The sequence below is a fragment of the Paenibacillus sp. J14 genome (assembly GCF_000518465.1).
Classification (GTDB): domain Bacteria; phylum Bacillota; class Bacilli; order Paenibacillales; family Paenibacillaceae; genus Fontibacillus; species Fontibacillus barengoltzii.
Genome location: NZ_JADQ01000014.1, coordinates 81,429 through 101,414 on the forward strand (window position 1 = coordinate 81,429; position 19,986 = coordinate 101,414).

Sequence of the window (19,986 nt, forward strand, 5' to 3'; positions counted from 1 at the left end):
TCCTCTTCTATAAAATAATATTGGATGAAAAAATTATCGTTTGCTCTTCAGCTGATCGATGTCTTGAATCATCTTCCCCAGTACGCCGTTGACGAACTTGCCGGATTCCGGGGATCCAAAATGCTTGGCCAGCTCGATCGCTTCATTTACAGCGACTTTCCCCGGCACGTCATCGCGGAAGATCATTTCATAGGTTGCCAGACGCAACACCTGCCGGTCCACCTTAGACAAACGGCTGATCTGCCATCCCTTCAAATAATCTTCCAGCAAGCCATCGATCGCATCCTTCCGGCTCCAAGTGCCATTGACCAGCTCCAGGACGAAAGCTCGTGTCGCATCCACATCCGACAGCTCGACTTCACCTTCGTTCTCTTCCATCGCTTCCGTCAGCAGCATCGTCACCGCTTCGTTTGCGTCCACCTCATTCATTTCCATCTGGTACATGCTCTGCACCGCAATCTCTCTCGCCAAACGCCGTTTCATCTGTTTCCTCCTAACCAATTTCTACGCTTACTCTTCCATCATGGCTTACTTTTAAGTTGCTATGCTTCATTTCCTATCCCTCAGTACTTACCCATAAGCATAGACCAAAACCGGCTTAAACATCACCGGACATTTCACATTTCTCGACTCGCTTTAACACAAAAAAAGACCCGTAATAGGCTTACTCCACAAAAGGGGCAAGAACACGTTCCTAGCTCTTTTCCGGAGTAAGCATATCACAGGAAGCGGTAATGAGGAATTCAAAATTCAAAAATCTCATTTAAAGGGACGCCAACGCGTAGACAGCCATTCCCAAATCGTGCCCCAAGGTAGGAGCGGGCCTCCCTCCAAGTCCTTCTGCTTACCAATCGTATACCCGATAAATAGCAGCAAGGCGCAGAACAACATATTCCAGAATCCGAAAAACAGATAGATCGGGCATAAAAACACGGCCGCCGCTATCCCGAGCAGGCGTCCTTTGTGACTCTCCCACAATTGTTTCCAGAACACCCCGCTGCTCACCCCTATTCAACCCGGCCTTTGAGAACCGGGGAATGGACCAGATTGGCAATGTACACCGATACGTAGGAGACAGGAATCCCGGTAATTTCCTCGACACGGTCATGGACTTGCTTCTGAACTTCTTCCGTCAACGCAGGGATCGATGTCTCCCCGTCCACCAACGCACGCACGACGATTTCAAGGCCGGACTCCGTGATCCGAATCCGCGTCTTCACTTCCTTGATGCCGCGCACGCGGGAAGCGGCTTTATATGCTAAGTTCTCAATGGTGTCCACCGAGATCTGGATATCACCGTATTCGTTGCGTTGGTCAATCGAGGTCGCCGCACTGCGATCTCTGCTGATGGATATGTAAAATACCCGAATGCTGATCAAGAGCAGCAGGATTGCCGCTACCCAGGTACCGATATAGATCGGTTGTTGCTCCAGAACTTTCAGCTCCATAGGAACAGCGTCCGTGAGCACAAGAATGACAAATACGGATAGGATGGCAATGCTCAAGCTGTAAATAAACATCAAAATTCGATCTAAAATTTTGGCCACGACAGGTATTGCCTCCTTAAAAAGAGGGTTGCTTCAGCTTGTCCCAGCTGAAAATTACAGTAAACCCCTGACCAAGGAAGCGGTCAAGGGGTTCATGACAAATCGTTATTTCACGCGATGGGTCGCTTCCACTTCTTCCACACGTTCGGCTGCTTTGAAAATGACGTCGTGAATATGTACGTTCACTTCAACGACATTCAGTCCCGTCATGTTTTCGATGGAGCGTTTCACATTACGTTGGATTTCCGAGGCGACTTCCGGGAGACGGTTGCCGTATTCGACGATAACGGATACGTCCACCGCAGCTTCACGTTGACCGACTTCCACCTTCACACCCTTGGAAAGGTTCTTTCTTCCCAACAGTTCGGCGATTCCGCCGGCAAATCCGCCGCTCATTCCGGCAACCCCCTTGACCTCGACGGTAGCTAGTCCAGCAATCACCTCGATGACTTCAGGGGCAATTTGAATTTCACCAATATCCGTACGTTCGAATTCCGTTGGCAATGTGCTCATTCTATTCATCCACCTCTCAATAAGTATGACGCTGCTCTATCGATAGATACCGCGCACTTATTATACATACTATATCATTTTGGGTTCATTATGACAAACACGAGGCGGCTTTCTATATCTCGTTTTCTTCCAAAAATTTGATATCAAAGTCACCTTTAATAAAGGTTGGATGCTCCAGCAGCTTCTGATGGAAAGGAATCGTGGTATGAATTCCTTCGATCGCGAATTCGGACAAAGCCCGTTTCATCTTCGCAATCGCTTCCTCCCGTGTAGGTCCCCAAACGATCAGTTTCGCAATCATGGAATCATAATGAGGCGAGATCATGTACCCTGGATAAGCCCCACTATCGACGCGAACCCCTGGACCGCCCGGAGGCAAATAGAAGCCGATTTTCCCCGGAGACGGCATAAAGTTGCGAGTCGGATCCTCCGCATTAATCCGGCACTCGATCGACCAACCGTTCAGCTTGATGTCCTCTTGGGTGAAGGAAAGCGGATTGCCTTCGGCCACGGAAATCATCTCTTGAATCAAATCAACGCCGGTCACCATCTCGGTAACCGGATGCTCAACCTGAATCCGCGTATTCATTTCCATGAAGTAAAACTGTCCGTCCGGACCCAGAAGGAATTCCAGCGTACCCGCACCGGAGTAGTTTACCGCCAATGCAGCCCGAACCGCCGCTTCTCCCATCTCTTGCCGTTTCTCAGGCGAGAGCACGGGGCATGGCGCTTCCTCTAGCAACTTCTGGCGGCGACGTTGCACCGAGCAATCGCGTTCGCCCAAGTATACAGCATTGCCGTGCTTGTCGGCGATGATTTGGATCTCCACATGCTTCATGCCGGTCAAATATTTTTCGAGATACACGCCGGCATTCCCAAAAGCTTTTTGCGCTTCCTGTTGCGCCGTTGTAATTTGCTTAATCAGCGATTCCTCGTCCTCGGCAATACGAATCCCTTTGCCTCCGCCGCCAGCTGTCGCTTTGATGATGACCGGATATCCGATGTCCCGAGCAACCATCACAGCTTCTTCGAGGTCCTCAATCAATCCGTCCGAGCCCGGAATAACAGGCACGTTGGCCTCTTTCATCGTTTGCTTCGCCATCGCCTTGTCCCCCATGCGGGTAATCGCTTCCGGGGAAGGGCCGATAAACGTAATATTGCAGGAGCCGCAGATCTCCGCGAAGTCGGCATTTTCAGCCAGGAACCCGTACCCGGGATGAATCGCGTCGCACTCCGTTAACGTCGCTACACTCATCAAATTGGTCAGATTCAAATAGCTGTCCTTCGACGGCGTAGGTCCGATGCAATAAGCTTCGTCAGCTAAACGGACGTGCAGCGAATCCTTGTCCGCTTCGGAATAGACCGCTACGGTAGAAATCCCGAGTTCACGGCAAGCACGAATGATCCGCACAGCAATCTCGCCGCGGTTGGCAATCAATATTTTATGAAATTTCATGAGATACTCGTATCCTCCTTTGGAAAGCTAGGGTAACGGCCCTTGAAGCTGCAACATACTTGATGCGTTAAGGGCGTATTCCTTGGTTTACTCCGGCTTCACCAAAAAGAGAGGCTGACCGTATTCGACCATCTGCCCATTCTCCACCAGGATGTCGATGATTTCGCCTTTCACTTCCGCCTCTAGCTCGTTCATCAGCTTCATTGCTTCAATGATGCAGACCGTCGTCTTCTCGCCGACTTTGTCGCCGATATTTACATAAGGCTGAGCTTCCGGCGACGAAGCACGATAAAACGTCCCGACCATCGGCGAAACAATGGTATGTAAATTCGCAGCAGGTGCCGCCGATGGAGCCGAGTCTGTCGCTTGAGGAGCCGATACCGTTTCTTGCGGAGCCGGAGCCGATGCGGCAGCTTGGACATTTTGCGGTACAGCGGCAACAACTTGCGGCTGCACGTGAACAACTTCACTCGCGCCGTTCTTGCGAATGGACAAGCGAGCGCCTTCATTTTCGATTTCTAGTTCATGCACGGACGTTTGGTCCAGCAGCTCGATCAATTCTTTAATTTCACTCAGCTTAAACATATCTTCACTCTCTCTCCTTCAGCTTTGTAGGAAAAGCCTTGGCCTTCAACCATAAGCCTTCTCGGCTCATAACTTTATGTATTATATCATAATCGATCAAAATGGAAAGAGTCCAAGTTGCCTCGGACCCTTCCCTTCTCGGTTGCTATTCAACTGAGCCTATAACCTTATTGTTTCACATATTGTACGCTGACTTTATCCTGAGATACACCCAGTTCCTTGATCACGAGGTCCATGATGCTGACGGCTTCTTTTGCTTCCATCTTCTCGCTGATCACCACGACTTTATATTTGTCGTCCGCTTCTTGTACAACAGCATTGGCATATTGCTGTTTCAATCTTTCTTCGATGTCATAGATTTTCGCTTCCTTCTCTTCCAAAGCGCTTAATTCTTGTTGAGCCATTGCAGCTTCTTCGAGAGATTCGTTTTCATTGATCGCTTTCATCAGCTCTTCTTGCTTTTTCATGTTCTCCTGAGCACGAGCGAATTGGTAAGCGTTCAGCGTGTCCGTAGAGGAGACGCCTTGAGCTTCCAGTTGACTCAGCACGCCTTCATCTGTAGTGGTTTCCTTCTGGCCGCTGTCCGCAGCTGCCGTATTTTCCGACGCTTTACCGGCATCAGCCGTTTGCGTATCCGCGGAAGTTGCGGTATCGTCTTCTTGAGCTACATCTGTATTTTCGTTGTTGCTCTCATCGGTGGATTGCTCCGTTTGATCAGCGACCGTTGTATCGTCCGTGATCGTGCTGCTGTTTTCAGTGCCGTCCGTTGTCACTTCGGACAGGATCACGTCATCGCCTTCTGTGCTATTCATGCCGTTATTTGTCGTAGCCACCTGTTGTCCGTCAGCTGTTGTTGCAGGTTGCGGTCCTTCTTCCGTAAATAAGTAGTAAGCCGATAAAATCACCATCAAGCTCAGCATGGAAACCAGCCAAATCGTTTGTCTTTTGGATTTCATAATGGATTTTCCTCCTCAGAATGTATTCGAACAATTTCCTTCATTTTCGATTGCTTCCTTATTGAGATTGCTTGCGCGGGACGACAGAGATCCGGTAGGCCGGTACGTTAAGGCCCTTCTCAACCGCATCAACGATCAAGCTCTTCACCGTTTTGTTCTCAGCTCCTCGGGCGACAACCAGCACGCCGCGAACCTTCGGCTTGATCTTCTTGGTAACGATCGGCTGCTCGCTGCCGGAAGCTTCGTAGGTGACGATCTGTCCGTCTCGGGTATATTGGGTGATATGCCGTTTCCCCCCATCCGCATCGCTTTCTTCTGTCAGCTCCTGCGAATCTTTGATATTTCGTTGGACCACGATTTCCTCGGTCGAATCGATGGTAACCAGCACATCTACCGCACCAACGCCCACGATTTTCTCCAAAATCTCTTTGGTCTTGCCTTCGAGCGCCGTTTCGATGCTACTGAAATCATCGTCACCCGCGATGCCTGCAGATCCTGTCGAACTCGATAGGTCCTGCATCATCGGCGGTTCGCGACTCCCTTCGCCGTTGTTATCCAGCTGCTTCACGTTAACGAAGGAGTTAAACAACATGATGGCAATCCCAACCAACCCGAGGATCAACAGCCAGCGGAACGTACTTGCGGCCTTTTTGCCGTCCGTCCCCTTGCCTAACCATTGCTCCAGTTTCTTCAGCCATCCCGGCACTTTCTTCACCTCCCGGCGTGTTAATCATTTAGATGCTCGGCCCTTAGGACCGTGATTGCCTCTCGATCAACGCCCCAGTTCTCCTGGAGCAGGTCTTCGATTTGCGAGACCAGCCGGTCTGCGGCTGGCTCGGCATCGCTTGCGACCGTCTTGCCCTCTCCCCCTGAGCCGTTCTTGCCCATTGGCTCTTCAAGTGTACCAGCCATCACCGCTTGGCTCTGCGCTTCGGATTCCTCCTCAGCGTCCTTGGTCTTGCCGGAATCGCTTGTGTTTACGCTGATTTTTATTTTTTCAACCGGTGCGATCGATACCCCCGGCCCCCGTCCGGCTTCACCGGCCTTTGCGGTTTGCTCTTCCGACTTCACCTGTGCCATGACAACCTCTACCGCGGAAATGACCGGCTCAGCAGCCAGCGGAGCGACTCCTCCGGCTCCGGATTTGTCCGTTGGCTTCGTTTTCAGCTTGACCGTTACTCGTTCAACTTGCTGTCCCGTCGAGCGCTCGATCTGCTGCTTCATTTGCCTTGCCGCCTCCTCGCCTGCCCAGGCCAATGCTTCGGATTCCTGCTTCTCCCTCAGCTTCTCGCCCTGTTGCAGGATCGCTTCTGTGCTTTGAACCTGGGAATGGCTCTCTAGTCCATCCCAGCTCGTCGAGAATGCTGCCTCGAGCTGATCTTTGGCATCGGCGGAGAAGAAACGCATGATCGGGGAAATTAACGTTAGCAGGATCAGCAGGCTGACCACGAATCTGACGTAACGCTCCATCGCGCGGTTGGGCAGCAGCAAATCGATAAACACGGCGATTAATACGATGAAAATGATTTCTCTTAGCCACCCCGCCAACCAGTCCACGCATGATCACCACCCCTTGTATATCGTTTAGGTCCCCTTAGGACGACTCACCTCATCATCACGGTGATGTTTCCAGCGGTCAGCATGATCGTGATCGCCAGGAAGAACATCATGCCCACCGCGGCCAGCGCTGCGAAGACATACAACATGCTCTTACCGATCGTCTCCAGACATGCGATCACGGGTGAATCGCCGAGCGGCTGCATCACCGCCGCAGCCAGGTTGAAGATCAGTGCCAGCGTAATGATCTTGATTGCCGGGAAGGCGCATAGAAACAGCAGGATGATCACTCCAACCAGCCCGATCGAATTCTTGACGAGCAGGGAAGCCGAGATCACGGTGTCCGTTGCATCGGCGAACACTTTGCCGACGACCGGAACGAAGTTGCCGGTCAGGTACTTGGCTGCTCGCAGGGTGACCCCGTCGGCCACGGATCCGGCGATGCCCTTCACCGAGATGACGCCAAGAAATACGGTGAGCAGGACCCCAAGCAAAGCCATGCTCACGGTGCGGAGTAAATTGCCCAGCTGAGTAAGCTTATACTTGTCTGACAACGAACTGACGATGTGCAGCACCGCCGAGAAGAACAGCAGTGGGAATACGACCGTATGTACCGCTGTCCCTACCGCATGGACCATAAACACAACCAAAGGGTGAGTCACGGTTACCGTTACCGCATTGCCCAGAGAAGCTAGCAACGTGAACAGCAGCGGCACCATCGCCATCATGAAGTCAATCATTCCGCTAATCGCATTCGTCGCATAGGTGATCGCCACATGGAAGCTGTTGATCGCAAGCACCAAAATCACCATATAGCAGATGGAGTAAGCCACTTTACTGACCTGTTTGCGCTCGAATGCGGTTTGCAAGGTTTCCAGAATCATACTAAAAATGGAGAGCAGCACGATGGTCACTAAGATGTGCCCGTTATACAGCACCTCGTGCCACATATATCGCATCAGGCCGCTTAGCCCCGCCTTAAGACTAAAGCTCTGGTCCTGCTGCAGAAGCATATCCATAAAGGAAGGGAGGTTCTGATCCGGGAAGAACCCGCCGTACTCCTTCATCAGCTGCTGCCAATACGTTTCGACCTGATCGGTGGGAAGCTCCTTGGCCTGGCGTTGGATCCAGTTATCCCCTTCCCCTTCAGCGGAGGCGATGACGGGCATGTACCAAAACATCAGGACCCCTAAGATGATCAAGAGCAGCGTAGACCCGCGCCATCGTTCAATCGTTGCTGGCATAACTTTCTCCCCAATCTGATGCAATGCGCCTGCTAAGCCGGCAGCAGCTTGATGACCGTCTCGATAATAATGCTGATAATCGGTATGGCTAGCACCATAATGAGCACTTTACCCGCCATTTCGATTTTGCTGGCGATGCTCTCCTGACCGGCATCCCGGACGATCTGCGCCCCAAATTCGGCGATGTAGGCGATGCCGATAATTTTCAGAATCGTCTTCAGATAGATCATCTGGACGCCGGATTTCTCGGCCAGATCCTCCAGCACCTCGATAATTCCGCCGATTTTTCCGATCAGGTACAGGAAGATCAGAACGCCCGTGCTTGCGGCAATCAGGAATGCGAACATCGGCTTTTGTTCCTTGACGACCAGGACCAGCACGGTTGCGATAAGCCCGAGCCCTACAACTTGGATGATTTCCACGGAGCGCTCACCTACTGGAATAAAAAAATCGATTTAATTTCCTGAAACAGACTGTCAAGCAATCGGATGACCATGAACAGAACGACCACAAACCCGATCAGGGTCACCCAATGCGCCATGTCCTCTTTGCCCATCTGCTTCAATACCGTATGGATCATGGCGATGATGATACCGATGCCAGCAATCTGAAAGATGGCGTTCACTTCTATGTTCATTGATTTGGCACCTCACTAACGATTTCACAGGCGTCAATCAGCCGTGGAGGGAAATGGTATTCAGTAGAACAAAATGACGATGAACGCTCCGCACAAAAGCCCCAAGCTTCGATACATTTTTTCATAGCGGGCCTGTTCTTCCCGTGCTGCGGATTCCTCGCTCTCAAGCTGCCGCACCGCTGTGGCGATATGACCCAGCTGATCCTTCCGGTCGCTTGTCCCGAGCGTGATGCTGAGCTGCCTGATGACCTCTTGCTCGGGCGCCTTCATCGCGGTGTAGCTCCACAGCTTCGTTACAGCTTGCTCCAGACTCTCCTGGGCGGTCAGCGGGTGGGCGGAACTCATATGGTCCGCCGCCCGAACGAAGATCGCCCGGATCGGCTCCCCGCTCTGCTCGCCGATTCTTCGGAGAGCATCCGGCAGCGGGGTAAAGCCGTACATAATCTCTGTCTCGAGCCGCTTTAGTGCGAGGATCAGCCTCCGGATCTGACTTGGCCGTGCTGCGAATTGCCTGGCTTTCAGCCAGCCCGCCAAGGTGGCAGTCAGCAGGACGAGGGCGGCTCCAAACATCTTAAGCATGCTCTTCCCTGCCTCTCCATCCAGGGACAGCCGCCGGAATTCCGCGGCGTTTGCCGTCCCACAGCTTAAAGGCAAGTCCCTTATCCGTCCGCGCAATCACCGCGTACATTTGGAAGAAAGAGCTCTCCGCCAGCCTGGACAATGCCGGACGGGCGACCAAATCGTCCACGCTTGAACCATGCGCCGTGGCAATGACCCGGACGCCGGCGTGCAGCGCTTCAGCCAAAGCCTCGGCATCCTCCGGCCGACCGATTTCATCAACGATGATGACGTCCGGCGACATGGAGCGAATCATCATCATGATTCCTTCTGCCTTCGGGCAGCCGTCCATCACATCGGTTCGCGGACCCATGTCAAAGCCGGGCACGCCCCGCTTACTGCCGGCGATTTCGGAGCGCTCGTCGATGACCGCAACCTTGAGCCCCGGCCAGGAGGCCTCGGGATGTCCCCAGGTTCCGCTGCTAATCTGGCGCGCTAAATCGCGAATTAGCGTCGTCTTCCCTTGTTGGGGCGGAGACAGAATTAAGGTGTGATACACCGTCTTGTGCTTGAAATCGAGCAGCCTCGGCAGGATCGGATCCGCAATGCCTTTTATCTCTCGGGCAATCCGCACGTTAAAGCCGCTGATGTCACGCAGATGCTCCACCCTTCCTCCGCTGAGCAGGGTTCTCCCGGCTAGTCCGATTCGATGCCCGCCAGCGATCGTAATAAACCCTTTGCGAAGCTCCTCTTCCATCGTGTACAGCGAATGGTTGGTGATCAGGTCAAGCAGCCGTTTGCCGTCCTGCTTGCTTGGCTTGTATGCGGCGTTCGGATTTCGCGTCATCTCCCCGTCCGACGTTAGAAAATAGTAGCGGCCGCCCGTATTAATCTCCAGCGGGCGTTCCTCGCGAATGCGAATTTCTTCCAAAGCCGGAAAGATAGAAGGCGGAAGCTTCAGCAGCAAGTCCCGGAGATTGTCGGGAAATACGGTTAACCAACTTGGGTTCATAGGCGTACCCCCAAAACTCTTACTTTTCACGCATGTCCATATCGCCTGATTTGCTTTCTCTTATTTGGATTGTTTTTTGCTATATCACATGTGTATGCTTGTACTTGGTCAATATGCTAGGGAACTCTATCATTTCTTCAAAATGCCGATTAAGAGACAAGTCACTCCGCACCCAATCCATGCCATCTTTCCCCACGATAGCTTGTCGGCCATACCGGCAAGTCCAATCGACGTGGTGACAAGCAGTATGGTCGGGCCAACGAACGCCAGCGCCGAATTAACGGCCAGCGCCTTGTCCACCCTGCCCAGCTTCAGCATCAGCAGCGCTGCGAGAATTTCGATCGTCCCCGAAAAAATTCGCAAGGCCGCCATGCTTGTCACGAATTTATCAAGCATATATACCTCCTTTTTGTCCCATCTGTTCTCTTAACGATATGCCTGAAACTCTCTATTTATTAAAAAAATCCCCCGAAGCCATTCGCTTCGAGGGATTCCTTAGTACCGTTCTTCAGTTAATTGATATACGGGTTAGCGCCGTTCTTGCGGACCGCCAACAAATGCGGTGGTCTCCGCGTCCAAACCATATGCCGTATGCAAGGCCTTCACGACATCGTTCAGCTTGCTTCCTTCAATCACGCAAGATACCTTAATCTCCGAGGTGCTAACCATCTCAATATTAACGCCCTGCTTGGAGATCACTTCAAACATTTGAGCTGCAACGCCCGGATGGCTGACCATCCCTGCGCCTACGATCGAAACCTTCACAAGCCCCTCCTGGGAGGTTACCTTCTCATAAGGCAGCTCGTTACGGATCCCTTCCAATACCTTCACTGCCTTATCGCAATCGGACAGGGCTACGGTAAAGGAGAAATCCGCTTTCCCATTCGTTACCCCGCTTTGGACGATGATGTCCACATCGATCTTGGCTTCCGCCAGAGAGCCAAACACCTTCGCCAGTACGCCGGGCACGTGCGATACGCCCAATATGCTGATTCGGGCCACGTTCTTATCGTACGCGATTCCGCTGACTACCACACCTTGTTCCATATTGACATCCTCCTTCACGACCGTACCTTCATGATTGTTAAAGCTGGAGCGGACAACGAGCCGTACATTGTTGTGCTTCGCATATTCCACCGCACGTGGATGCAAAACCGCCGCACCTAAGTTCGCGAGTTCAAGCATCTCGTCGTATGAGATTTCGTTCAGCTTGCGGGCATTCTTCACGATCCGCGGGTCCGTTGAATACACCCCGTCCACATCGGTATAAATCTCGCAATAATCCGCTTTTGTCGCCGCAGCCAAAGCGACGGCTGTCGTATCCGAACCGCCGCGCCCGAACGTCGTAATCTCTCCGTCCTCAGTCAAGCCCTGGAAGCCGGCTACAATCACGATATACCCTTCTTCCAATGACTTGAGCACCCGCTCCGGCTTAATATCGGTAATCCGAGCTTTACCATGCTCTGCCTCCGTGCGGAAGCCTGCTTGCCAACCGGTATAAGAAACGGCCTTAGCGCCCAGCGCATCGATAGCCATTGCCATCAATGCGATCGAGATTTGCTCGCCGGTCGTCATCAACATATCCATTTCCCGCAAAGGTGGGTCCGGATTAATCAGCTTCGCTTGATCGATCAAATCGTCCGTCGTGTCGCCCATCGCGGAGACGACCACCATCACCTGATGCCCTTCCTGCTGTTTGTCTACAACCCGCCGGGCGACGCGTTGCATACGCTCCGTATCGCCTACAGAGCTGCCTCCAAATTTCATCACGTATAAAGCCAAGTCAGACCCTCCCTAATGGTGCTCCAAGTCGGAGCGTTCAACCCATTGAATCCAGTAACGCTTTAAACCAGTATAATACGAAAGACCCGAAGTTCGTCAATGGTTTTGCCGATATTAACAAAAATTCCTCCACCCAGGTAGGTGGAGGATGCCTATTAGTACAAGACTCCGCCTGGAGCGGAGCCTTGTACCAAACAACTGCTGAGGGATTATGCCCGCGAAATATACTTACCTTCGCGTGTATCGATCAAGAGTACATCGCCTTCATTAATGAAGAGCGGTACCTGAACGTTCAAGCCGGTTTCGACTTTAGCGTTCTTTGTTGCGCCGGTAGCCGTGTTACCTTTGATTCCCGGTTCCGTTTCAATAACCTTCAGCTCGACGCTGTTTGGCAGGTTGATCCCGATAATTTCGCCTTGGTAGCTGACGATTTTTACGTTCATATTTTCTTTCAGGAAGTTCAGTTCCCATTCCAATTGATCCGACGTCAATGTAAATTGATCGAAGGTTTCATTATCCATGAACGTATGCTCTTGGCCGCTGGCATACAGATAGGATACATCACGGTTTTCAATCATCGCCCGGCTGATGGTTTCGCCGGCACGGAACGTTTTCTCTACAATGTTGCCGTTCCGCAGATTTTTCAGCTTGGAGCGGACGAACGCTGCACCTTTACCCGGTTTTACGTGTTGGAACTCCAGCACCGTATAAATGTCGCCGTCCACCTCGACGGTCAAGCCTGTTTTAAAATCGTTTACTGAAATCACAAAAGTACCTCCTCAAGTGGGTTAACACCTATATTAAAATTGAAAAATACCCAAATTTCAAGCTGCTCACGTTAGCTGCTGTTCCCCCACGCTTGGAGACCCTGCGAAACCACGCACTACAGCCGGGCATCCGGTCCTTTATAAAGACCGGCGGCAACCCTATTTTAGCCTAGTGAAATAAAATCCTTCGTCGATTCCGTCAACCGGCGAATTCCGGTTTCCGTGATGACGACATCGTCCTCGATGCGAACGCCGCCGATTCCCGGCAGGTAGATCCCTGGTTCAACGGTGACAACCATCCCCGGCTTCAGCACCGTGTCGCTTGCTTTGGAGACGCGCGGAGCCTCATGCACTTCCATTCCAAGGCCATGTCCGGTGCTGTGTCCGAACTGTTCACCGTAGCCGTAACGGGTAATGACGTCGCGTGCCAAGGCGTCGGCTTCCCGTCCAGTCATTCCTGGACGAAGGAATTCCAGCGTATGCAGCTGGGCTTCCAGAACGATATCATAGATTTCACGCAGCTTGGCGCTTGGCGTTCCCAAGGCCACCGTCCGCGTAATATCAGAGCAATAGCCCTTATACAAAGCGCCGAAATCCATCGTGACCAGTTCGTTCGCTTGCATAATGCGTTCGCTCGCTCGCCCGTGCGGTAATGCGGAGCGTTCTCCCGAAGCCATAATCGTATCGAACGAAGGTCCGGTAGCACCGTTCTTCTTCATGAATGTTTCCAGTTCCAGAGCGGCATCCCACTCGCTCATGCCCGGCTTCAGAACGTCGAGCATATGCAGGAAAGTCCGGTCAGCCAATTCCGCCGCTTCCTTCATAATCGCTAATTCTTCGTCATCCTTGAAGATCCGCAGTTCTTCAACCAACCCGCTAAGCGGAACCAGCTTCACCGGCTTCAATTCATTTTCATAAGTCCGGTAGGTGGCATAGACCAACTGATCTTCTTCAAAACCAAGCCGTTCGATGCCCTCTTGCTTCAGCAAGCTTTGAATCGTTCCAGTAACCGATGGCCCGTGATCCACAATTTCGAACCCAGGCGCCTGTTCGGCAGCTTGGGTTAAATAGCGGAAGTCTGTGAGCAACCAAGCCTTCTGATCGGTAATCAAGACATAGCCGGAACTTCCCGTAAATCCCGTCAAATAGCAGCGGTTCACTTCTCCGGTGATGAGTACGGCTTCGATTTGCTGCGATTTCATCGCCTCACGGAGCCGGGCTACACGTGTACTCGCCATAACCAACTCTCCCTTATTATAAAGGTAATAACCTTCTTACGATCTCTCCGTTATTTTGCCCGCTCCAAGTGACGTTTTAAGGCCAGTAGTCCCATTTCGTATCCGTAGGATCCGAATCCAGAGATTTGACCGACAGCGATCGGTGCGATGACCGAGTGGTGCCGGAACGCCTCACGGGCGTGGATATTGGACAGATGGACCTCAACCACGGGGATGCTTACGGAAGTCAAGGCATCCCGAAGCGCATAGCTATAATGCGTGAGTGCACCTGGATTCAACACAATTCCATCCGTATTTCCGTAGGCGGCATGAATCCGGTCGATCAGCTCGCCCTCGTGATTGGACTGAAAGAAGGATAACTCCAGCCCGTTTGGCGCAGCCAGTTCCTTCAGATGGTTTTCGATATCAACCAGTTTCTCGGAACCATAGACGCCGGGCTCGCGCACGCCAAGCATGTTTAAGTTCGGTCCGTTCATCACTAAGATGCGGTACATGGCGGCTCCCCCTTTCCGAAAAATAACCAAAAATAATTTTAACATAGGTAGGAGTCGCTTGAGAAGCTTTAACTTTTTGCCCCGCCCTCCATGGAAAGCGCCTGTTCGCCGGTTTTTTTAGGTTCACGTGCGCGCTCATCCGTGTATTCCTCAGCCGTGGTATAACCGATGAACAACCCCCACAGCAAATACAAGCAAAACTCGCTGATGATCGTCGTCCGCGACAATTCGCGCAGCGGAGGGATCATGTCAAGCAACGGGCCCAGCACTCCAAACAAAATTCCCCACCAGGCAATGCCATATAGAATGCCCGGACCTGGCCCTTTGAGCTTGCGGAACGCCAACACATAAATCAGCGTCGCCAGAATCGATAATCCGATAAACGCCAGCCAGCCCAAATAGTACCCGGCTTGACTATGCAAGAACGAATTTTTGAAGAACGGCTCCAACAAATAGCCTGGCAGCACCGAGGTGAATCTCATATAGAAGAATACCCCCTTCACGCCACCCCAAATTAATCCAGCAAAACACCCGATTTCCAGCGTATACAGCCAGATATTCGTATGTTCCCGGTGTTGCTGGCGCCACGGTTGAACCCGGTTCTGCTTCTTCTCCTTATCCGCTTTCATTCGCATCCTTCCTTTCCAAAGGAATAAGTTCCTGCGTTTTTTTTGAAGATTAGTATGCACATTTCCAAAACGACTAATCCAACTAGAATTTGCCCGCAAAGTCCGTTACAATGGAATCATTACAAATTATCGATGTCTTGCCGCTTATACCAAACCAAACTTATACATTATAGGAAGGTGAAAGTTTTGCCTGAACAATCCACACCGACGATTTACGGCGGCCAAGCCGTTATAGAAGGCGTCATGTTTGGCGGGAAATATGTGAATGTGACCGCTGTGCGCCGGAAAAACGGGGAAATCAGCTTCTTAGAGGTCCCAAAGGAAGATAAGGAATGGGTCAAAAAGCTGCGCAAAATCCCGCTGATCCGCGGTATCGTCAGCATCGTTGACGCAAGTGCCAAAGGCTCCAAACACCTGAACTTTTCGGCAGAGGCGATGGCCGATGACGAGATGGACCCCGAAGAACGCGCCAAACAGAAGGAAAAAGAAGAGTCAGGCTTTTCTCTCACGATGCTGCTTGGAGTTGCCGTCGTAGGGATCTTGTCCTTTATCGTAGGAAAGCTCATTTTCACATTGGTACCGGCGCTCTTGGAGCAATATTTGTTCCAACATGCGTTTGCCAGCCAGACGTTGCACTCCTTGGTTGAAGGTGTCATTAAAATTGTTCTTCTTCTCGGATATCTGTGGCTCATGTCCCAGACCCCTGTGATCAAACGGCTGTTCCAATACCATGGAGCGGAGCATAAAGTGATTTCTGCTTATGAAGCAGGCGAAGAATTAACCCCGGCCAATGTACAAAAATATTCCCGCCTGCACTACCGGTGTGGCAGCAGCTTTATCATCTTAACGGTAATCGTTGGCGTGATCATTTATTCACTGCCGATTTTCAGTTGGGACACGGTTTGGGAACGGATCTACATTCGAATCTTGCTGCTCCCGCTTGTAATTGGACTTTCCTTTGAAATGCTGCGGTTCACGAATGCGGTTCGCGACATTCCGGTGCTGCGGTTCCTGGGATATCCAGGACTTTGGCTGCAGTTGTTGACTACAAAAGAACCGACCGATGATATGGTTGAAGTATCGATCGCTTCTTTTAACCGGATGCGCGAGCTGGATGCGCAGTTGGAACAAGTCGGTGTGATGGAGACGCCGGTTGGTACATCATTGGATCCCTTGAAAGGATGAGTAACATGAGAAAACAAGGCATCATGTTTTGGATCATCGTCCTTCTCGTCGCGTTTTATATTATTGATGGTTTGTTTATCAGTCATCAGATTCATTGGAGCAGTATCATCATTCCGGTTGCTGTCTTTGGTATCGTCTTCCTGCTATATAAATATCCGCCCCGGAAGTACCGGAAGGCACAGCAGCCCAAAATCAAACCTTCCGCGCGTACGATGGCCAAAGTAGCCGCGGAACGAAAAACCACTCGAACGGAGAAACGCAAAACTTATCCGTTTCAAGTTATCGAAGGCAACAAAGGCAAAAACGATGACGATTTGCCGAAATATCATTAAAATGCAAAAGGACGGAACCGCTGGGGTTCCGTCCTTTCCTTTTATTTGAACGTGCTATTTGCTTGTTGGTACTTCTTAAACTGTTCTTCATATAGCTGCAGGCTCCAGTTGGCGAAAAACCGGTCCCCCGCCAGAAACCCGGATTCGAACAACAGCTGGCTTTCCTCCTCGCTAATATCAAATTGCGTAGTGCCGATGCCTAGCGTCGGAATTTTCACGGTACGATAGCGGTTGGATTGCTCAATGTACCGCTCATCATGGGCCGACAACATCGTCTCCACGATCGCCTGCAGCATCGTAAATGGGCCGGTGATTCGATGCGGTTTATTCGTATTTTTGCCGACCATTTGAAAGCCGACCGTCGGAATAAGACGCCCGCCTTGCCGCGGTTCTTCCTGATCAAATAACCATAGCGGAAAATTACTGAGCAAGCCGCCATCCACGATATGCAGAAATTGCTCGGTGAACGGTTTTCCTCTAGCCAGCTTCGGCGGCAATCGCAGCAACACCGGATCAAAGAAATACGGAATGCTGCAGCTCATACGAACCGCTCGGGCAACCTCAAACGTCGTTGGGTCGATGCCAATCTTCTCTAAATCGTCCGGCAGTATCATGATTTTCCCACTGGTGATATCCGAGGCGATGATCGTCAGCTTCCCCCGCTCCAAATCGCCAAACGTCCGAATACCCTTCAGCAGTAAAAGTTGGCGGATCCACTCCTCCAACGCTTCCCCGGCATACAAGCCTTTTTTCAGCAAGACCCGAAGAGCGGGGCCAATTAATGCCAAATTAAAAAGGGGCGCTCTCTTCAGAAATTTGGTGAAGGACGTCGTCATAATCAGTTCTTTCATTTCGTCTGCGGTATAGCCTGCAGCAATCATTGAAGCGACAATTGAACCTGATGAGGTTCCGGCCACTCGATGAAACTGCGCTCCATGCTTTTCGGCTGCCCGGACCGCACCAGCCAACGATATCCCTTTGACTCCGCCGCCCTCAAAAACTCCGTTAATCAGCATCCGGCGCCCTCCTCCCAACCCACATTCAGTTTACTGCTTATGTATGTTGGGAGAGGTGTACGTATGACTAAAGAACTTGGCGCGTGTGAATTCGCCGAATGGCTTCATCAATGGGGATCAGTTCTCGCTTCATAGAGGCTCGTTCTACCCATTCGACTTGTCCTTGTGCAGCAGACTTCCCAATGATGATCCGATAAGGAATCCCGATCAAATCAGCATCATTAAATTTGCTACCGGGGCGCTCATCCCGGTCATCCAACAATACCTCTACGCCGGCTTGAGTTAACTCTTCATAAAGCTTGAGGCTAAGTTCCATTTGCTGCGAATTTGAAGCGGAAATTGGGATGATGTGTACCTGGTATGGTGCGATCGATACCGGCCAGATGAGGCCATGTTCATCGTGATGTTGTTCGGCAATTGCGGACATAAGTCGAGAAAGGCCGATTCCATAACATCCCATGATCATCGGCTGCTGACGCCCCTGGGCGTCCAAAAATACGGCGCCTAACCGCTCGCTGTATTTGGTTCCAAGTTTAAACACATGGCCAACCTCAATGCCCCGCAACAATTGGAGCCTTCCCTCCTTGCAGCGTGGGCAAGCATCTCCTTTCACCACGTTGCGAAAGTCGCCGATGGAGGCTTCAGCTACATCGCGTGTTGGGCAGACCGAGCGTAAATGGGTGTCCGGCGCATTTGCCCCTGCAATCGCTGTGTCCATGTTTGAAGCCTCCCTGTCCATCAAGACCGGGATCATAAGGCCGATCGGGCCAGCAAACCCTACCGGGGCACCGGTTATTTTCTCTACTGTCTCATGATCAGCAAGCTGCACGTGATCTACGCCTAACCAGGCAGCCACCTTCAGCTCGTTCACTTCATGATCACCGCGTACGACGACCGCAACTGGCTCTTTCCCTTCAGGAACGTAAATCAGCGTTTTGAGGAAATGTTCAGGGCCCACTTGAAAGAACTGACCTAATTGTTCGATGGTATGCACGCCCGGCGTATCAACCACTTCGGGACGGTCAGCTGCCGCTGATTGAGTTTGCAGGCTTGGGTCTGGCAGCGCTGAAGTCGCTTTTTCAAGATTCGCTGCATAATCGCAATTCCCGCACACAGCTACAACGTCCTCGCCAATATCGGCTAAGGCCATGAATTCATGGGTGCCGCCTTCCCCGCCAATCGTTCCAGGGTCAGCCTCAACAGCTCGGAACTTCAGACCGCAGCGGCGGAAGATTTTCTCGTAAGCAGAAACCATGGATTGATATGCGCCATCCAAGCCGGTCCAATCGGTGTCAAAGGAGTAGGCATCCTTCATCAAGAACTCTCGACCGCGCAGCAAACCAAACCGGGGACGGCGTTCGTCACGGAACTTCGTCTGAATTTGATAAACCGTTAGAGGCAGCTGGCGGTATGAGTTCACCTCATCTCGCAGCAATGAAGTGATGACTTCCTCATGCGTTGGACCTAAAGCAAATTCGCGATCATGCCGATCCTTGAATCGGATCAGCTCAGGGCCATAGCGTTCATAACGACCGGATCTCTGCCAAAGCTCCGCCGGCTGCATCGCAGGGAGAAGCAGTTCCTGAGCTCCGGCCCGGTTCATTTCCTCCCGCACAATCTGTTCGATTCGAAGCAGCACCTTTCTTCCTAAAGGCAGGTAGGAGTAGATCCCCGCTGCCAATTGGCGGATGTAGCCCGCGCGCAGCAGGTGCTGATGGCTGGCCGCTTCTGCATCGGATGGAGCCTCCCGCAGGGTTGGGGATAATAATCGGCTTTGGCGCATTTCAATGACCTCCTTCATCTGAAAACAAAAAGACACATTCGTCAAGGGACGAATGTGTCGTGGTACCACCCTAATTCCACCGTCGATCAAGCTCATACGGTGCTCTAACCATGATAACGGTTGGGGACCGGTACGTGTTCAATTTCCACAGAGGAAATCTCCCCGTACAGCTCACAAGGCGGGAAAAATTCACGTGCGACAGAGACCTTCCAGCTCCCGGGTCTCCTCTCTGAGGACGCAGTCGTTAATTTCAATCCTTGATCACGGCTGATGGAACATTAATATCATTTAAATCATGTTGACAACGAATTTAACGCATTTCATTGTTCCTGTCAAGGCTGCACTCCATAATAGTCAGTGTCAAGCTAGCGTGGGCAGTCATTTAAGATGCCTGGAACGCGAACCCCGAAGGAACCTCTTCCTTGTAAGCGCTTTGCTTCGTTCTTTCATCAAACACAAGTGATTTGTCAGAATTTTTTGCCGTTATCCGCGAAGTGCTTTGAGTGCCATACCCGTTGTGCTGCTTTGCTTCGGTCCTTGCAGCATGCGAATCATTCCAGCGATACAACCCTTGACCGGTTGCGTCACGTTCTTGAGCAATTGCCGCATGTTTATCGACTGCTGCGGCGTTGCCTGCTTACTCGCTTGTCCTTCAACCGTTCTTACCACCGTGCCCGCTTCTTGAATCCTCATCA

The 19,986-nt window shown here is 51.6% G+C and carries 24 protein-coding genes and 1 pseudogene; 2 read left to right on the top strand and 23 right to left on the bottom strand.

Going from position 1 to position 19,986, the window contains the following annotated elements; genetic code table 11:
* Window positions 1–33: 33 nt before the first annotated feature.
* The 20 genes from nusB to M891_RS0107575 form a co-directional block, all read right to left on the bottom strand.
* The gene (gene nusB / locus M891_RS0107480; protein ID WP_028538377.1) at window positions 34–483 is read right to left on the bottom strand and encodes a transcription antitermination factor NusB; all 450 of its coding nucleotides are present in this window, start codon (window positions 481–483) and stop codon (window positions 34–36) included.
* 276 nt (window positions 484–759) lie between these two features.
* On the bottom strand, window positions 760–993 hold the full coding sequence (locus tag M891_RS0107485; protein WP_009225785.1) for a DUF2273 domain-containing protein: 234 nt from the start codon (window positions 991–993) through the stop codon (window positions 760–762).
* Between the two features lie 14 nt (window positions 994–1,007).
* Window positions 1,008–1,547, bottom strand: coding sequence for an alkaline shock response membrane anchor protein AmaP (amaP, locus tag M891_RS0107490; RefSeq protein WP_028538378.1), 540 nt, complete (start codon window positions 1,545–1,547; stop codon window positions 1,008–1,010).
* A 105-nt stretch (window positions 1,548–1,652) separates the two neighbouring features.
* Complete coding sequence (locus tag M891_RS0107495; RefSeq protein ID WP_009225783.1) at window positions 1,653–2,060, bottom strand: Asp23/Gls24 family envelope stress response protein; 408 nt, start codon at window positions 2,058–2,060, stop codon at window positions 1,653–1,655.
* A 112-nt stretch (window positions 2,061–2,172) separates the two neighbouring features.
* Window positions 2,173–3,516 carry an acetyl-CoA carboxylase biotin carboxylase subunit gene (accC, locus tag M891_RS0107500; RefSeq protein ID WP_028538379.1) on the bottom strand — a complete coding sequence of 448 codons (1,344 nt, stop codon included), beginning with the start codon at window positions 3,514–3,516 and terminating at the stop codon, window positions 2,173–2,175.
* Between the two features lie 87 nt (window positions 3,517–3,603).
* Complete coding sequence (gene accB / locus M891_RS0107505; protein ID WP_016311706.1) at window positions 3,604–4,101, bottom strand: acetyl-CoA carboxylase biotin carboxyl carrier protein; 498 nt, start codon at window positions 4,099–4,101, stop codon at window positions 3,604–3,606.
* Window positions 4,102–4,268: 167 nt separating this feature from the next.
* Window positions 4,269–5,057, bottom strand: a complete 789-nt coding sequence (locus M891_RS0107510; protein WP_028538380.1) for a SpoIIIAH-like family protein — start codon at window positions 5,055–5,057, stop codon at window positions 4,269–4,271.
* A gap of 58 nt (window positions 5,058–5,115) precedes the next feature.
* Window positions 5,116–5,763 (bottom strand): stage III sporulation protein AG, encoded by a 648-nt coding sequence (gene spoIIIAG, locus M891_RS0107515; RefSeq protein WP_016311704.1) that lies wholly within the window; start codon window positions 5,761–5,763, stop codon window positions 5,116–5,118.
* A gap of 20 nt (window positions 5,764–5,783) precedes the next feature.
* Window positions 5,784–6,614, bottom strand: a complete 831-nt coding sequence (spoIIIAF, locus tag M891_RS0107520; RefSeq protein WP_028538381.1) for a stage III sporulation protein AF — start codon at window positions 6,612–6,614, stop codon at window positions 5,784–5,786.
* Window positions 6,615–6,661: 47 nt separating this feature from the next.
* Window positions 6,662–7,858 (bottom strand): stage III sporulation protein AE, encoded by a 1,197-nt coding sequence (spoIIIAE, locus tag M891_RS0107525; RefSeq protein ID WP_028538382.1) that lies wholly within the window; start codon window positions 7,856–7,858, stop codon window positions 6,662–6,664.
* A 32-nt stretch (window positions 7,859–7,890) separates the two neighbouring features.
* On the bottom strand, window positions 7,891–8,280 hold the full coding sequence (gene spoIIIAD, locus M891_RS0107530) for a stage III sporulation protein AD (RefSeq protein ID WP_016311701.1): 390 nt from the start codon (window positions 8,278–8,280) through the stop codon (window positions 7,891–7,893).
* A gap of 11 nt (window positions 8,281–8,291) precedes the next feature.
* A complete protein-coding gene (spoIIIAC, locus tag M891_RS0107535; protein WP_009225775.1) occupies window positions 8,292–8,495 on the bottom strand; it encodes a stage III sporulation protein AC in 204 nt (67 codons plus the stop codon).
* A 60-nt stretch (window positions 8,496–8,555) separates the two neighbouring features.
* Window positions 8,556–9,074, bottom strand: a complete 519-nt coding sequence (gene spoIIIAB, locus M891_RS0107540; RefSeq protein ID WP_028538383.1) for a stage III sporulation protein SpoIIIAB — start codon at window positions 9,072–9,074, stop codon at window positions 8,556–8,558.
* Complete coding sequence (gene spoIIIAA / locus M891_RS0107545) at window positions 9,067–10,065, bottom strand: stage III sporulation protein AA (protein WP_028538384.1); 999 nt, start codon at window positions 10,063–10,065, stop codon at window positions 9,067–9,069. The genes spoIIIAB and spoIIIAA overlap by 8 nt, the downstream gene beginning before the upstream one ends.
* Before the next feature lie 129 nt (window positions 10,066–10,194).
* The gene (locus tag M891_RS0107550) at window positions 10,195–10,461 is read right to left on the bottom strand and encodes a YqhV family protein (protein WP_009225772.1); all 267 of its coding nucleotides are present in this window, start codon (window positions 10,459–10,461) and stop codon (window positions 10,195–10,197) included.
* Window positions 10,462–10,593: 132 nt separating this feature from the next.
* Window positions 10,594–11,847 (bottom strand): aspartate kinase, encoded by a 1,254-nt coding sequence (locus M891_RS0107555; RefSeq protein WP_028538385.1) that lies wholly within the window; start codon window positions 11,845–11,847, stop codon window positions 10,594–10,596.
* Window positions 11,848–12,056: 209 nt separating this feature from the next.
* Entirely contained in the window at window positions 12,057–12,614 is a 558-nt protein-coding gene (gene efp / locus M891_RS0107560; protein ID WP_016311697.1) for an elongation factor P, read from the bottom strand.
* Between the two features lie 164 nt (window positions 12,615–12,778).
* Window positions 12,779–13,852 (bottom strand): M24 family metallopeptidase, encoded by a 1,074-nt coding sequence (locus M891_RS0107565; RefSeq protein ID WP_028538386.1) that lies wholly within the window; start codon window positions 13,850–13,852, stop codon window positions 12,779–12,781.
* Between the two features lie 50 nt (window positions 13,853–13,902).
* The gene (aroQ, locus tag M891_RS0107570) at window positions 13,903–14,346 is read right to left on the bottom strand and encodes a type II 3-dehydroquinate dehydratase (protein WP_016311695.1); all 444 of its coding nucleotides are present in this window, start codon (window positions 14,344–14,346) and stop codon (window positions 13,903–13,905) included.
* A 68-nt stretch (window positions 14,347–14,414) separates the two neighbouring features.
* On the bottom strand, window positions 14,415–14,975 hold the full coding sequence (locus M891_RS0107575) for a YqhR family membrane protein (RefSeq protein ID WP_028538387.1): 561 nt from the start codon (window positions 14,973–14,975) through the stop codon (window positions 14,415–14,417).
* Window positions 14,976–15,161: 186 nt separating this feature from the next.
* Between M891_RS0107575 and M891_RS0107580 the strand changes: the two genes are divergently transcribed.
* On the top strand, window positions 15,162–16,160 hold the full coding sequence (locus M891_RS0107580) for a DUF1385 domain-containing protein (RefSeq protein WP_028538388.1): 999 nt from the start codon (window positions 15,162–15,164) through the stop codon (window positions 16,158–16,160).
* Window positions 16,161–16,165: 5 nt separating this feature from the next.
* Window positions 16,166–16,492 carry a hypothetical protein gene (locus tag M891_RS0107585; RefSeq protein ID WP_028538389.1) on the top strand — a complete coding sequence of 109 codons (327 nt, stop codon included), beginning with the start codon at window positions 16,166–16,168 and terminating at the stop codon, window positions 16,490–16,492.
* Window positions 16,493–16,533: 41 nt separating this feature from the next.
* On the opposite strand, the gene M891_RS0107590 is transcribed toward M891_RS0107585, so the two are convergent.
* The 3 genes and pseudogenes from M891_RS0107590 to M891_RS0107600 all read right to left on the bottom strand — a co-directional run.
* Window positions 16,534–17,508, bottom strand: coding sequence for a patatin-like phospholipase family protein (locus M891_RS0107590; RefSeq protein WP_028538390.1), 975 nt, complete (start codon window positions 17,506–17,508; stop codon window positions 16,534–16,536).
* 67 nt (window positions 17,509–17,575) lie between these two features.
* Entirely contained in the window at window positions 17,576–19,291 is a 1,716-nt protein-coding gene (locus tag M891_RS0107595) for a proline--tRNA ligase (protein WP_028538391.1), read from the bottom strand.
* 483 nt (window positions 19,292–19,774) lie between these two features.
* Window positions 19,775–19,986: pseudogene (locus M891_RS0107600) on the bottom strand (ISLre2 family transposase); the annotation flags it as partial.

Bases quoted from the DNA above. Each gene is read 5' to 3' on its own strand.
- M891_RS0107590 (WP_028538390.1), bottom strand. From the start codon at position 17,508: ATGCTGATTAACGGAGTTTTTGAGGGCGGCGGAGTCAAAGGGATATCG.
- M891_RS0107495 (WP_009225783.1), bottom strand. From the start codon at position 2,060: ATGAGCACATTGCCAACGGAATTCGAACGTACGGATATTGGTGAAATT.
- spoIIIAC (WP_009225775.1), bottom strand. From the start codon at position 8,495: ATGAACATAGAAGTGAACGCCATCTTTCAGATTGCTGGCATCGGTATC.
- M891_RS0107510 (WP_028538380.1), bottom strand. From the start codon at position 5,057: ATGAAATCCAAAAGACAAACGATTTGGCTGGTTTCCATGCTGAGCTTG.
- accC (WP_028538379.1), bottom strand. From the start codon at position 3,516: ATGAAATTTCATAAAATATTGATTGCCAACCGCGGCGAGATTGCTGTG.
- spoIIIAA (WP_028538384.1), bottom strand. From the start codon at position 10,065: ATGAACCCAAGTTGGTTAACCGTATTTCCCGACAATCTCCGGGACTTG.
- M891_RS0107595 (WP_028538391.1), bottom strand. From the start codon at position 19,291: ATGCGCCAAAGCCGATTATTATCCCCAACCCTGCGGGAGGCTCCATCC.
- accB (WP_016311706.1), bottom strand. From the start codon at position 4,101: ATGTTTAAGCTGAGTGAAATTAAAGAATTGATCGAGCTGCTGGACCAA.
- nusB (WP_028538377.1), bottom strand. From the start codon at position 483: ATGAAACGGCGTTTGGCGAGAGAGATTGCGGTGCAGAGCATGTACCAG.
- M891_RS0107550 (WP_009225772.1), bottom strand. From the start codon at position 10,461: ATGCTTGATAAATTCGTGACAAGCATGGCGGCCTTGCGAATTTTTTCG.
- spoIIIAE (WP_028538382.1), bottom strand. From the start codon at position 7,858: ATGCCAGCAACGATTGAACGATGGCGCGGGTCTACGCTGCTCTTGATC.
- M891_RS0107585 (WP_028538389.1), top strand. From the start codon at position 16,166: ATGAGAAAACAAGGCATCATGTTTTGGATCATCGTCCTTCTCGTCGCG.
- M891_RS0107565 (WP_028538386.1), bottom strand. From the start codon at position 13,852: ATGGCGAGTACACGTGTAGCCCGGCTCCGTGAGGCGATGAAATCGCAG.
- M891_RS0107575 (WP_028538387.1), bottom strand. From the start codon at position 14,975: ATGAAAGCGGATAAGGAGAAGAAGCAGAACCGGGTTCAACCGTGGCGC.
- spoIIIAB (WP_028538383.1), bottom strand. From the start codon at position 9,074: ATGCTTAAGATGTTTGGAGCCGCCCTCGTCCTGCTGACTGCCACCTTG.
- aroQ (WP_016311695.1), bottom strand. From the start codon at position 14,346: ATGTACCGCATCTTAGTGATGAACGGACCGAACTTAAACATGCTTGGC.